The organism is Porphyrobacter sp. SLTP (assembly GCF_009905735.1).
Lineage (GTDB): Bacteria > Pseudomonadota > Alphaproteobacteria > Sphingomonadales > Sphingomonadaceae > Erythrobacter.
This window is the reverse complement of sequence record NZ_JAAALE010000006.1, coordinates 142,793-155,273: the sequence shown is the minus strand read 5'-3', so window position 1 is coordinate 155,273 and position 12,481 is coordinate 142,793. Positions and strand designations below refer to the sequence as shown.

The 12,481-nt window shown below is 61.1% G+C and carries 17 protein-coding genes; 15 read left to right on the top strand and 2 right to left on the bottom strand.

Features of this window, described 5'->3' with window-relative positions:
* Position 1: 1 nt before the first annotated feature.
* Positions 2 to 1,060: a DUF7146 domain-containing protein gene (locus tag GVM20_RS07145; protein WP_166546574.1), complete on the top strand. Its 1,059-nt coding sequence runs from the start codon at positions 2 to 4 to the stop codon at positions 1,058 to 1,060.
* Positions 1,061 to 1,364: 304 nt separating this feature from the next.
* The gene (locus GVM20_RS07140) at positions 1,365 to 2,282 is read left to right on the top strand and encodes a DUF2493 domain-containing protein (RefSeq protein WP_066479204.1); all 918 of its coding nucleotides are present in this window, start codon (positions 1,365 to 1,367) and stop codon (positions 2,280 to 2,282) included.
* A gap of 54 nt (positions 2,283 to 2,336) precedes the next feature.
* Here GVM20_RS07140 and GVM20_RS07135 read toward each other — a convergent pair whose 3' ends face one another.
* Positions 2,337 to 2,837: a hypothetical protein gene (locus GVM20_RS07135; protein WP_166546532.1), complete on the bottom strand. Its 501-nt coding sequence runs from the start codon at positions 2,835 to 2,837 to the stop codon at positions 2,337 to 2,339.
* A 658-nt stretch (positions 2,838 to 3,495) separates the two neighbouring features.
* On the opposite strand from GVM20_RS07135, the gene GVM20_RS07130 reads away from it, so the two are divergent.
* The 3 genes from GVM20_RS07130 to GVM20_RS07120 all read left to right on the top strand — a co-directional run bounded on the left by GVM20_RS07130 (position 3,496) and on the right by GVM20_RS07120 (position 5,141).
* Positions 3,496 to 3,660, top strand: coding sequence for a hypothetical protein (locus GVM20_RS07130; RefSeq protein WP_156437709.1), 165 nt, complete (start codon positions 3,496 to 3,498; stop codon positions 3,658 to 3,660).
* Positions 3,661 to 3,804: 144 nt separating this feature from the next.
* Positions 3,805 to 4,209 carry a hypothetical protein gene (locus GVM20_RS07125; protein WP_166546531.1) on the top strand — a complete coding sequence of 135 codons (405 nt, stop codon included), beginning with the start codon at positions 3,805 to 3,807 and terminating at the stop codon, positions 4,207 to 4,209.
* A 611-nt stretch (positions 4,210 to 4,820) separates the two neighbouring features.
* Positions 4,821 to 5,141, top strand: coding sequence for a DUF736 domain-containing protein (locus GVM20_RS07120; RefSeq protein ID WP_166546530.1), 321 nt, complete (start codon positions 4,821 to 4,823; stop codon positions 5,139 to 5,141).
* Between the two features lie 48 nt (positions 5,142 to 5,189).
* Here GVM20_RS07120 and GVM20_RS07115 read toward each other — a convergent pair whose 3' ends face one another.
* Positions 5,190 to 5,414 carry a helix-turn-helix domain-containing protein gene (locus GVM20_RS07115; RefSeq protein WP_082731118.1) on the bottom strand — a complete coding sequence of 75 codons (225 nt, stop codon included), beginning with the start codon at positions 5,412 to 5,414 and terminating at the stop codon, positions 5,190 to 5,192.
* Positions 5,415 to 5,634: 220 nt separating this feature from the next.
* On the opposite strand from GVM20_RS07115, the gene GVM20_RS07110 reads away from it, so the two are divergent.
* The 10 genes from GVM20_RS07110 (at position 5,635) to GVM20_RS07065 (ending at position 12,431) form a co-directional block, all read left to right on the top strand.
* Positions 5,635 to 5,901 carry a DNA -binding domain-containing protein gene (locus tag GVM20_RS07110; protein WP_082731119.1) on the top strand — a complete coding sequence of 89 codons (267 nt, stop codon included), beginning with the start codon at positions 5,635 to 5,637 and terminating at the stop codon, positions 5,899 to 5,901.
* Positions 5,902 to 6,058: 157 nt separating this feature from the next.
* Positions 6,059 to 6,352 carry a transcriptional regulator domain-containing protein gene (locus GVM20_RS16315; protein WP_234031892.1) on the top strand — a complete coding sequence of 98 codons (294 nt, stop codon included), beginning with the start codon at positions 6,059 to 6,061 and terminating at the stop codon, positions 6,350 to 6,352.
* Positions 6,330 to 6,833, top strand: a complete 504-nt coding sequence (locus tag GVM20_RS16440) for a DUF2285 domain-containing protein (protein WP_166546528.1) — start codon at positions 6,330 to 6,332, stop codon at positions 6,831 to 6,833. Before GVM20_RS16315 ends, GVM20_RS16440 begins: the two co-directional genes overlap by 23 nt.
* A gap of 130 nt (positions 6,834 to 6,963) precedes the next feature.
* Entirely contained in the window at positions 6,964 to 7,236 is a 273-nt protein-coding gene (locus GVM20_RS07095) for a helix-turn-helix transcriptional regulator (protein WP_066479195.1), read from the top strand.
* Positions 7,237 to 7,244: 8 nt separating this feature from the next.
* A complete protein-coding gene (locus GVM20_RS07090) occupies positions 7,245 to 8,138 on the top strand; it encodes a replication initiator protein A (RefSeq protein ID WP_166546527.1) in 894 nt (297 codons plus the stop codon).
* Complete coding sequence (locus tag GVM20_RS16305; RefSeq protein WP_234031891.1) at positions 8,135 to 8,824, top strand: DUF2840 domain-containing protein; 690 nt, start codon at positions 8,135 to 8,137, stop codon at positions 8,822 to 8,824. Before GVM20_RS07090 ends, GVM20_RS16305 begins: the two co-directional genes overlap by 4 nt.
* Positions 8,821 to 9,399, top strand: a complete 579-nt coding sequence (locus GVM20_RS07080; protein ID WP_166546526.1) for a S26 family signal peptidase — start codon at positions 8,821 to 8,823, stop codon at positions 9,397 to 9,399. The genes GVM20_RS16305 and GVM20_RS07080 overlap by 4 nt, the downstream gene beginning before the upstream one ends.
* 4 nt (positions 9,400 to 9,403) lie before the next feature.
* Positions 9,404 to 9,733: a DUF736 domain-containing protein gene (locus tag GVM20_RS07075; RefSeq protein ID WP_166546525.1), complete on the top strand. Its 330-nt coding sequence runs from the start codon at positions 9,404 to 9,406 to the stop codon at positions 9,731 to 9,733.
* Positions 9,734 to 9,736: 3 nt separating this feature from the next.
* Positions 9,737 to 10,438 (top strand): lytic transglycosylase domain-containing protein, encoded by a 702-nt coding sequence (locus GVM20_RS07070; protein WP_166546524.1) that lies wholly within the window; start codon positions 9,737 to 9,739, stop codon positions 10,436 to 10,438.
* A gap of 247 nt (positions 10,439 to 10,685) precedes the next feature.
* Positions 10,686 to 12,431 (top strand): relaxase/mobilization nuclease domain-containing protein, encoded by a 1,746-nt coding sequence (locus GVM20_RS07065; protein WP_166546523.1) that lies wholly within the window; start codon positions 10,686 to 10,688, stop codon positions 12,429 to 12,431.
* Positions 12,432 to 12,481 lie beyond the last annotated feature (50 nt).

Here is a 12,481-nt window from a genome sequence, read left to right as displayed (position 1 = left end):
GATGGCAAAGCTCTCCACGCGTGCGGCAGAATTGTCCGAGCACCTTGCGCAGAACGTGCAGGCCGTCTGCCGCCATTATCTGCCCGCAGGCAGGCGCGAAGGCCGCTACTGGATGGTTGGCGATGTCGCGGGAACGCCCGGGCGCAGTCTCTACGTTCGCCTCTTCGAAACCGAACGCGGCGCGATTGGAAATTGGGTCGATGCCGCAACCGGTGAGCATGGCGATCTCGTTGATCTCATCCGGCTCAACCAGCGGCATGGGCGTCTGTCCGAAACCATTGAGGAAGCCGAACGCTTCCTCAGCCTGCCGCCCTCGGCTTCGGACGATCAGCGCAGTGCCGCGTCATTCGCCAAGCCGGCGCGCGCAGGATCCACGACCGCTGCCATACGCCTGTTTGCCGCCTCGAAACCACTGACTGGATCAATGGCGAGCACCTACCTGCGATCACGTGGCATCACACGCGTATCTGACCTGCCAGCCCTGCGCTTTCATCCGCGATGCTACTACAAACCGAACGAGGACGATGATCCAGCAACACCAAGCGCTTTCCCGGCACTGATTGCAGCAGTAACCGACAACGACGGCGTGCAGACCGGCACCCATCGAACCTGGCTCGATCCATTCGGCAGCGCGAAGGCCAAAGTCGCATCGCCGCGGAGGGCGATGGGCAACATCCTCGGCAACGCCGTAAGGTTCGGAACTGCGGGTGATGTCATGATCGCAGGCGAAGGCATCGAAACCATGCTGTCGTTGCGCGAGGTTCTGCCAACCATGCCGATGGTCGCCGCAACATCGTCAGCCCACCTCGCAGCGATCTTGTTCCCGCAGACACTCCGGCGACTCTATGTCGCGCGCGACCGCGATGCTGCAGGCGACGCAGCGTTTGGTGTCCTCGCTGAGCGCACCCAGGCAGCAGGGATCCAACTCGTATCACTTATGCCTGACCTCGCTGACCTCAATGACGACCTCCGCCAGCATGGCGTTGCTGCACTGGCGGAACGGGTCCGCCATCATCTCCGAGAGCAGGATCAGACACGCTTTTCCGTCGACATTGGCTGAGCCGATACGGGGTTGAACGATGGGCGATGGCGGCGTGCATAGGACTTGAGCCAAGACCTGGCCCAGCCCGGCCTTCTTCGAGCGGCGTCCGAGAGACCGGCTGCCGCGAGGCCGCAATGGCGGTCATGCGGCTATTTTCCGGCGGCGCATCCGCGCCTTTCCATCGCGAACCAAAATAGCCGCCCGTCCGCCATCCTGCGCTGCGCTTCGGTCCATGCGGATGCAGCCTCGCAGCAGCCGGTCAGAGGGACGCCCATGAAGGCCGGGCAAGGTGCCCGGTCCCATGGCCCCAAGGACCGACGCAATGACCATCACGCCCGATTCAGAACCCGAACACGAAACCTCAGCCACCGCCCATCTCCTCGATGAAATCGCCCTCTACGGCTATCGCCCCTTCTCCGACGAAGCCGACCCGCGACCGCTCCCCGAAGAGCGCATCGCCGCTGGCGCCGTCGCGGACATGTTCGATGCTCTCATCGCCACCATGATAGACACCAGGCTTGAACCCGATCTGGAGGACCTGTGCTGGTCGCTCGCCAACCTCTTCCACCGCGCCGAAGGCCGGATCCAACGCGAACTCGACGACAACGAAGATGCCCAGAAGCGCAGCCAGCGCGAGCAGGATGGTTCGGAAGTCAAATCGGTCGAACTTGAGCGCCTGCTTCGCGAAGGCATCGGTCTGATCGAACGCCGCAATGCGATGGAATTTATGCGTGATGCCGCCGGACACCAGTTCGAATTGCATTTCCGCAAGGCCTGGACCCCGCGCACCGGGTCACTCGTAAATCATCGCACTATGACAGCCGCCATGATCGACAGCCGGGATTTTCTCGCTGCGAAGCGTCGTTCAGAGACTGAGCCGCTGCTTCCGGTGGGCACGCGCATCGCGTTTACGTCCGGTCCTGACTACCAGAACCACAACCGGATATGGGCCGTCCTGGACAAGGTGCTCGCCAAATATCCAGACATGGTCCTGTTCCACGGCGGCAATCCCACCGGCGGCGAACACATCGCTTCGCTATGGGCGCGCAATCGCAAGATCACACATGTCGCGTTCCGGCCAGACTGGAATCGGTTCAAGAAGGCGGCACCATTCCGGCGCAACGATCAGATGCTGGAAGCGCTGCCCAAGGCCGTGGTCGCCTGCCCGGGCAATGGCATCAATGCCAATTTGGTCGACAAGGCGCGCAAGATGGGGGTTTTGGTATGGGCGATTGAGTAAGGCCCTTCCGTTCCTGCAGGAAGCTGAATTATCGGCTAATTGTTGAATGAACGATCAATTATTGCAGGACAGCTTGGGGCCAATGATTGCTTCAATTTGTGATATGTCGGCGGACTTATGGATCAATAGGAATTCAGCAAGTTCATCCACCGCCGACCAGTTTTCTTCAAGAGTACTACGCGTTGCTACTTCCAAACGATCGAACTTTTTCGAAAGACCGGCATTCATCAATTGTTGACGCATAAGGTCGTGGTCAGGCCGCGCACAAGTAGGGTCTGGGGTGAGCGACTCGTCTCTTTCGGCAGCAATTAATTCGGCCAAAAGGCCTGCGACCAAAACACGCCCGAGATCTATCGCGACTTCGGGCAGTTTCGCCGTTTCTGCCGTCGCGGGCACTCCTGCAGAGACGCATTTGCTCTTAAGTAGACCGACATAGATTTCGCCAGCACCATAATCCTTAAGATCGATCCCGGCGACCAAACCATGGTACGTCGCAAGATATGCCATAACTGCGTGCCCAGCCTCATGAAAGGCCGCCTCTTTTTTGATATCCAACCAGTTACCTACCTCGATCTAGGAATGGAGTTTGCCCCACGCGCCGCGCTCTTTCCAAGCTGCGAGTTCATTGAGAGAAGTGGCTAGCTCGCGCAGCAAGACCGGATCAGTGGGGATATCGAAGAGCGGACCTGCTTCTGCATCGACAGACCCTGCCAAGTGAAAAATGGCTCGTGCTGCTGTTCCAACAACATAAATGCCGTCCGCTGTGCCTTGGTCGGTGGCCCAATTCTGGCCATTCGCGCGTTGCGCCACCCAACCTGTCTTAACACGCCTCATATAAATACCCAGTCAACAGCGAGCCGAAAGCATTGATTCTATAGGCTACGCTAGCACGATCATCACTTCGTTGCCTATGCAAACGCATACCCAAGTGGCCTCGGCAATTCGGCATACGTCTAACCGCTGATTAAGCACCGCATATTCCGCATTTTCGCGACGCAGTGATTTCGCCGACTACCTTAACGCAACATCCACCCCGCTCTTTGAGGCCAATCCGTTGGCCGACCCCAAGCCTCCTTCAATCAACCCGTAAAGGGTCCGCTACGCTCTGCGTGCGGCCACTGCGGCTGCACCTTCGTGGTGATTGCGGCTTTGCGCCGTCTGTCCGGGGCCTGTCGAGCGGGGATGGTCCCTGCTCCGAGACAGGAGCTCGAACATGTCACTCACCGTCGCACAGCGTCACGCTTGGAGCCTCGCCCGCACACTAATGGTCTGCGTTACCCTGTTCCAAGCCGGTAATGGCTATGCCGCCGTTCCCACCGCCGAATTCGATGGCGATGCCGACAGCGTCATCCATGAATATGACCCGTTCAACCCCTGACCGCGCCAAATCGCGTTGCGCCGCATGGCTGGATGTCCTTCAGGCATTCCAGCCGTCGCGCATCTCTGCTATTAATTTCCTGCACATTGCGCTGCGGTGGAGGTGGAGAGCGCGTCCCTTACCCTTGGTTCCAAGGAGGACGCCATGCTGATCGGCTTTGCCCTAATAATCGTCGCAGTATTTCTGTGCTGCGCGCTTCTATTTCGCCTTTCGATCTACGCCCTGCCGCTGTTCGTCGCGTTTCTTGCCGGTTCGGCGACTTATCGCACCGACAGCGGCATTCTCGCTGCGCTCGCCGCCGCAGCCATATCGGCGATCATCCTGCTCGCTGCAGCCCGGTTAGCACTTGCGTTCGCTAAGTCCGACTTGACACGTGCCGCGGTCGGCGTCGCCTTTGCCGCGCCGTCAGCAATTGCAGGCTATCACGCAGTCCATGGCATCGCTGCAGCGACTATGCCGCCGAGCGCATGGCAAATTGCCTTATCACTGCTTGGCGCTGCGATAATCGCGGCAGCATCCTGGACGCAATGGAGCCGAGCCCGCCCTTAGCTTTGCCATTTTCCAAGCCCCGCCCAGTGGTACCGGGCGGGGCTGGCACGGCCGATTCAGCCGGTACGAGGCAGGCGGTGTGACCAAGTGGCAGTTTCTGCCTGCCTCGTCTTGGGTCAGGTTGGTCTGGGCGTTTTCAGGGGCAGAGCGAGACCGGGAATTCGCAGCCAGTTTCAAGCTAGCCAGTGGTGGACCGATTGGGCGTAGCTCGATCAGGCGCGAAGTGGCGCATGGCCGTTGCCGGTATCTGCGATTGCAGCGACGCCCGGCAAGCACCCCGTGTGACGACACCTTTCTCATCGCAATTCGGTCTTGAAAGTACGGGAAGTGCCATTTCTCCCGGACAAGTATGACCCGAACCCAATGCCGCCTCTTCAATGGCTTTGGTTGGCAGGGGATGGCTTCGCCGCTTGATCCCTTGCTGCAACGCCGTCTGCGCCGACTTTCTTCCCCTGCGCGTGCCGCCCATTCCTCGCGAAACAAGAAAGCCGTCTGGCCGCCGTCCTCCACTTCGTTTCGGCCGTCCCGGTGCAGCGGGCGCAAGCCCCTGCCTTGAACCAGCCATCGAGGCCGCGATGGGCGCGGGTTCGACCAACTTGAAGGAAATCATCATGGCCAACATCGGAACTTTCACCAAGACCGGCAACGAATACAAGGGCGAGATCGTCACTATGTCGGTGCAGCAGAAGAACGTCCGCATCGTCCCCGAAACCAGCGATAACGAAAACGCACCGTCGCACCGGGTATTCGTCGGCCGCGCGGAAATCGGCGCCGCCTGGACCAAGACCTCGAACGAAGGCCGCGACTATCTCTCGGTGAAGCTCGACGACCCCAGCTTCACCGCCCCAATCTTCGCCAACCTCTTCGACGACGAAGACGGCAAGAGCTTCAATCTGATCTGGTCGCGCGCCCGCCGCACCAACGGCGACTGACCACAGCCAGCCCCGCCCGGCACCTGCCGGGCGGGGCTTCCGGCATTCTCATTCGTTTGCTGACGTCACTCTCACAAGGAGTTCTGACGCTTCAATCCCGAGCGCAGTGGATAGATGCTCAAGCTTGTCGACCGAGGCACTGTAGCGTCCACGCTCAAGGCTGCTGACATAGGTTCGATCGAGATGTGCCCGATGTGCAAGCTCTTCTTGCGACAGGCCAGCAGCCAACCGATAGCGTTTCAGATTCGCAGCCAGGACCTCGCGCAATTTCATTGCACGAACTCACCACCGTTGCAGAGTATTTAACCACGGAGTATACTCTTCACGACTGGAATTCGGCTGAGTTCAGCAGGCTTGCAAGGCGCACGGGTTATCCGCGAAAAGGTACAATTCTCTGCCCGTTGTCGAACAAGCCAAGTTTTCCCCATTTTGGTGTGTCTTGGTGCTAAGAGACTGTGGATGCAGAAACGAGTCGGAACCAAAGGCTCGGACCATGACGATTGCTTCTTTCGAAAACAGCCCGCCCCTCTTGGATACGGTAACGCCGTATGACGAACGCCATTTTGTCACGTATTTACGGCTGCTTGACGCCGCCGACGAAGGCGCGGAATGGACTGAAGTTGTGCAGATCGTCTTTGGGATCGATCCTGCCCTGGAACCGGTCCGGGCGCATCAGGTCCATGAGACCCACCTCGACCGAGCACGCTGGATGACGTCCCACGGCTACCGACATCTGCTTGAGAAAGAACAAAAAGGCTGAATTCTCGGACACAGATCGGCCCCCTTGCCCTAAACGCTCCGTCAGAATTTCTGCGCCTCCGGGCATAAGCATCCCCAGATTTTGATACTTGCGGCTTACCGTTGGTTAACAAAGACTTGATGCTTGGCCTTTTTGCCTGTGCTTTGCAGGGGTCTTTATGCCCGGTGGTTCGTCATGGCGGTCACCATCGACCGCGTATCAATATCGCGATCACGACCATGCGGACTTCGCGCAGGAATTCCTGCACCGTAATGCTGATTACCGCCGCGATTATGCCGAAACTAAAGAGCGCATTGCTCGCTTCCCATCGGTCGAACACCATGAAAAGGAGGGCCTGTCCCGGCGATGGGGCCTGAGCTTTCCCCACCGATCCGCAAGCAAATCCGCGCCAGAGCCCGGCCCATTGGTCGCCCAGCGCATCGCCCGACGTGATCATCGTCGAAACTTCTAAACCGGACCTCCCGCTGATGTGGCTGTCGAGCTGGAAGCCGCTGGCAGAGATATCGACATCAGTCGGCAAATATCTCGTTTATACGAGGGGCAGCTGCAGGCTGCGACTTTGCATTCGATACCGAGCCGCCCTGCCCGTTCCCGCCGTCTCGATACCGTGCGATGAGACCTATGAACTGCGCATCGCAGCTGTCACGCGTATGCATCTGATAACGCGCGCCTCCAGCTCCACATCCCAAGGCGCTCACGTCATCACGCACAATCAACGGCTGCGGTTGAGCCGCTTCCTTGCTATTCACGATGCGCTCGGGGCGGGTGCGTCTTCTCGTGACCTCGCCTACGGCCTGATCTTCCCCAACCACCGTCCTCTTGTCGGAGCGACCTGGAAAGCCTCGAGTGAGCGGCGGCAGGTTCTTCGGCTGATCGCCCAAGCGCGTAGCCTCGTCTTCGGCGGATATCGCGATATTCTCTTACACCGCTGACCGAGACATCCGGGGTGACAGATTGCGTCACCTGCATTCGGTCACTCCCTGCCCATGCCAATCCTCCGCCAAAGCTCGCGAACCCCAGCAACAGCCCGCTGCTGCTGCCAACCTTCGCCGGAGCCTTGCCATGGATGCCAGACCCACCCCCGTGACTGCACGATTTTTGCGGACGCCTGATGCTGCAGTGCACCTCGGACTTTCGGCTCGCACACTCGAAAAGCACCGCTGTTTCGGGACGGGGCCGGTCTATCGCAAGCTCGGTGGCCGGATCGTTTATGCGGTGACAGATCTAGATGCATGGGCAGAGCAAGGGCTGCGGCGGTCAACCAGCGATCCCGGCAAAGGCATCGTCCACCCAGCCAAGCGGCTTGATGGTTATACTCCGCCGGTCCGGCGCTGAGCCACGCAATGCGACACCTGTCCGCCTTCCCAGCCAAGTCTGCGCAACTTGACCTGTTCGTGTCCCAGGGCCGCGATATTGCCGCGCGCGACGCGCAGGACCTGATGGCCTGGCCGTTCTTTAGCATCGCCAAATCGAAGCGGGTCCGTCCGATCGATTTCCGGATGGGCGATGTTTCGATCCTCGTCGAGGCAACTGCCGAACATGGCATGGCAACCATCTGGGACGCTGACGTCCTCATCTGGGTGGCGAGCCAGATCGTCGAAGCGCGCGATGCCGGTCGGCCTACCTCGCGATTGATCGCCGCGACCCCGCACGAGATCCTTGCCTTCACCCGGCGGGGCACAGGCAAAGCCAGCTATGAGCGGCTGAAGGCCGGGCTGGATCGCCTGCAATCCACCACCATCGCGACCTCTATCCGCCAGCATGACGCGCGGCGGCGGCACCGCTTTTCTTGGATCAATGAATGGAAGGAGCGTCTCGACCATTTCGGACGCGCGCTCGGGATCGAGATGATCATTCCTGACTGGTTCTACGAAGGCGTGATCAATCAGGCGCTCGTGCTCACCATTGATGCCGACTACTTCGCACTGACCGGTGGTCTGGAGCGCTGGCTTTACCGCCTCGTGCGCAAGCATGGCGGCAAGCAGCGCGGAGGCTGGAGCTTCGACTTCCAGCATCTGCACATGAAGTCAGGTGCGCTCTCCCCGCCCAAACGCTTCGCATTCGAGCTGCGCGACATCGTCCGCCGCCAAGCGCTGCCGGGATACACGCTTACCATCGAACATGCGCTCGGCCGCGAACGGCTGAACTTTGTCGCTGTCCGGCCCGATCCGTTCGACGCCGCAATGCGCCGTCTCGGTCTGCGGACCACCAACCGTCACCCTGTGGATATGTCATGATGCAGCACGGACTATCAGGAACCGCCACACTCGGACCATCAGGAACCGGAAGTTCGGACTATCGGGAACCGAAACGCCTTCCAAAGCCCCGGAAAACCTCAGCAATTTGCGCCCTTAACTATCCTAACAAAGAATCCTTCGGATTCTTGCTAACGGCTGCGCGGCTGTGGATAAATAGCGGCGGATCGTCCGATAGGCCTTCCGATACGAAGACCAGCGATGACCCGCAGCTGACCCATGTGACGCTGGTCTGGCGCGAAGGCCAGCATGAGGATTGGATCAAATTCGGTAAGCCCGTTGCCGAACGGATCTTCAGCCGTAGCAAACGGATCGAAAGTTATATGGCGGGCCAGGTGTTCGCCTTGGTCCGCTGGGCGTCCAACGATTATGGCACCGTCCGTTCAACCTTGGACATCGTACAAGCTGTCAGCTTAGGCGAGCATTGCGCAACCGTGCCGCAGGTCGACCCCGGCGGCGCGCTGCTGCTTTCGGTCCATGGCTGGCCCAAGGTCGCGCAAGTTTTCCGGCTAATCGATGCCATCGAAGCGTCTGGCATAGACCCCTGCGATGTTGCTCCGGAACATTGGAGACACATCCACAACAGGATGGCGGGCCGACTAACTTCGCGTGATTACACGCCCGCGCGGCACCAAGCCTGGCTCCAGCGCAAGGCACTTCGGCCATGAAGCGGCGCAGCATGATATTTGCAGCCATCGTAGGTTGCGCAACGCTCACGACATTGGCCGTGCCAGTCGCGCGCTTCGCCTTGTGGAATGCGACTGCCTCGGTCCCCACCGGACTCTACGCCATCCGTGGCAAGGCGAGCCTGCACGTCGGCGAGCGGATCGCCATTGAGCCGCCGCCCGAACTGCGCCGATTGCTCGCCGAGCGGCATTACCTCCCGACAGGCATCCCGCTGCTGAAGCGCATCGCGGCTGTCCGCGGTCAGCGCGTCTGCCGTGATGCTTTGAGCATTACGATTGACGGCCAATATGTCGGCGCGGCGCGTCCGTCGGACAGTCTGGGGCGCCCACTGCCGACCTGGGCCGGCTGCCATGTGCTGCGCACCGGCGAGCTATTCGTGATGAACCCGGCAGCGCCCGACAGTTTCGATGGGCGCTATTTCGGCGTGCTGCGCCTGACCCATGTCATTGGTCGCGCAACCCCAGTCTGGACCGATGAAGCGGGCGATGGCGACCATGTCTGGTTCGCCGACCCGCGCGCCTCCGACACTTCCTTACGCTCAACCCAAGGAGATTGAACCCATGCGTATCGGAACTTTTCGTGCCGCCGACGGCGGCTACAGCGGGCAACTGCGGACGCTGTCGCTTAGCATTGAGATCTCACTCGTCCCGGCAGACCCGTCGGACAGCGAGAATGCTCCGGACTTCCGTGTGGTTGCTGGCGAAGATGAAGACGCGCGCGAAATCGGCGCAGGCTGGAAGCATGTCGGGGAGAAAGCGGGCGACTATGTCAGCGTGCAGATCGATGATCCCTCATTCTTGCAGCCGCTGCGGGCCAGCCTGTTTAAGGGCGATGACAACGGCCATGTTTTGGTTTGGTCGCGTCCGTCGCGGCGCGAAAAGGCGAACTGAGCCATGCAGCTCCGCCGCTTGGGCTCCGCTGCCTTGGCTGCGCTCGCTTTGTTCGGTGCCGCACCTGGCTTTGGGCAGGACGCTGCCGACCCGACAGCGCCGCGCACCATCGACGTTGCAGCGCACGTTGCTGAGGCATCGCTGCGTTTCGGCATCCCGGAGCAATGGATCTATGCGGTCATGCGGGCCGAGAGCGCCGGCCGCATCGGCGCGGTATCGTCGGCCGGAGCGATGGGACTGATGCAGCTCATGCCCGGAACGTGGGCGCGCCAGCGCGCCCGTTTCCGTCTCGGCAGCGACCCGTTCGACCCGCGCGACAACATCTTGGCAGGCACCAGCTATCTTCGCGAAATGTACGACAGTTACGGCGCCTACGGCATGCTCGCCGCCTATAATGCGGGCCCCGGGCGCTATCAGGAGTGGCGCGATCGCGGCCGCCCGCTTCCTGCCGAGACCCGCGCTTATGTCGCAAAGATCGCACCTATCCTGCAATCGGACAGCACAGCAAATGTCGTCGCCAGCATGTCGCCTGTGCAGCAAGTGCGCATTGCGTGGACGCAAAGCGGGCTGTTCGCGGCGCGAACTTCCGCAACTGAGGCAGCGCCCAGCGCAGACATCGGCGAAGAAACAGCGGCTGCGCCGTCTGCTTCGCTGCGTCCGCACGGCGGCCTGTTCGTCCCTGTCTCGGGGAACCGCGACCAGTGAAGGGCCCCCTACCCATCTGGCACGTTATGGCGTGGCCTGGCGCAAAATTGTGCGGAAGCGGAGTGACAGGAAAGGATGGGTCAAGAGGATGGCAAGATAAAAGCGGAGCCAGCCGCTGGGGTGTGGGGCCGCAGAATTGCTCAGGTTTCAGAGCCAGCTGCTACATCACCCGGCTGGCTCTATTTAGAGAAATCCTCGCATTTCCGCCGCCCAGCGAGCCAGCCGTCATTTGCTTGGCCGTTCAGCCGTGAGCGACGATGATTTCGAAATCCGGCCCGGCCGCATCCGCAATCGCGGCCCCGGCCAGAGCAAGGAGCGCACTCTGAAGGCGCAGTTGCGCGCTCTTGCCAACCGGTCTGGCCGTGGCGGCAGGGCGAGTGCTTCCGGATCTCGGCGCGGGACGGGTCGCCTCGCGCGGGGGCGGATCGCCAGCCTGCGCGCAACCTCGCGCGCCAGTCAGCGGCGCGTGATCGTCAAGGCGCGGATCGTGCGGCATCAAGGAAACCGCTTTGCCGCGGCGCCGCTCGCCCGGCACCTGACCTATCTCAAGCGTGACGGAGTCACCCGGGACGGAAAGGATGCCGAGCTGTTCGGCAACGGCGATGGCCCTATCGACGGCGATGCTTTTGCCGAACGCTGCGCCGATGATCGGCATCACTTCCGCTTCATTGTCGCGCCTGAAGATGCTGCCGAACTTGCCGATGTCCGGACCTTCACCCGCGAACTGCTGACCGACATGGAAAAGGATCTCGGCACCCGGCTCGACTGGGTGGCGATCGATCACTGGAACACCGACAATCCTCACATCCATATCCTGATGAGAGGCAAGGCCGATGCCGGCGACGATCTGGTGATCGACAAGGACTATATCCGCGAAGGCATGCGCGCTCGTGCCGAGCAGCGGGTATCCCTCGAGCTAGGCCCGCGTACTGAGCGGGAGATCGACGGAGCGCTGGCGCGCGAGGTCGATGCCGACAGATGGACCAGCCTCGATCGTCGGCTGCGCGCGATCGGCAACAAGCTGGACGGCGTGGTCGACCTGCGTCCGGATCCGCAGCGGATCGCCAATCCGGCCAACCAGCATCTCATCGGCCGCGCCACGAAACTCGAACGCATGGGACTGGCGGACAAGATTGCATCTGGCTGCTGGCGGTTAAAGCCCGGGCTGGAGCAGACGCTGCGCGACCTTGGCACCCGCCGCGATATCATCAAGACGATGCACCGGGCCATGACGGGGCAAGGTCTCGCCGCCGAGTCCGGCCGCTTCGCGATGCATGATGGGGCGGCAGGCGAACCTGTCATCGGGCGTTTGGTCGAGCGCGGCCTGCACAATGAACTGACGGGAGAGGCCTATGCCGTGGTCGACGGCGCCGATGGCCGGGTCCATCATTGCAAATTCTCCGACATCGACATGACCGGTGATGCTGCCTCGGGTGCAATCGTCGAGCTCCGCTCCTGGACTGACCGGCGCGATCGCGAACAATCCTCGCTCCTGACCCATTCCGATTGCGATCTTCCTACCCAGGAGCGCAGCCGCGGAGCCACCTGGCTCGACAAGCAATTGATTGCATCCGAGCCGCTGCCGCTCGGTCCAGGCTTTGGCAGCGAAATCGAAGCAGCGAAAACGCGCCGGCTCGATTATCTGGAAAGCGAAGGTCTTGCCCAGCGGCGCGGTGACCGCTTCGCCCTGTCCCGCAATCTGCTTGGCACATTGCGCGAGCGCGACCTTGCCGACGCTGGTGCCGCACTTTCGCGTGAGCACGGCCTGCCGCATCGCCAAAGCCGATCATCCGGTGAGGTGTCTGGCGTTTATCGCCAGCGCATCCAGCTCGCTTCGGGCCGGTTTGCGATGATCGACGATGGCCTTGGGTTTTCGCTTGTCCCTTGGTCAAAGCAGCTCGACCGGCATCTCGGGCAATATGTGAGCGGCCAGCCGCGGTCTGGTGGTGGCATCGAATGGACACTGGGCCGAAGCAGGTCGATCGAGATATGATGTGTCAAGCTGACCGGTATCAGCCCAATCTTGACAAACGCACCATGTGA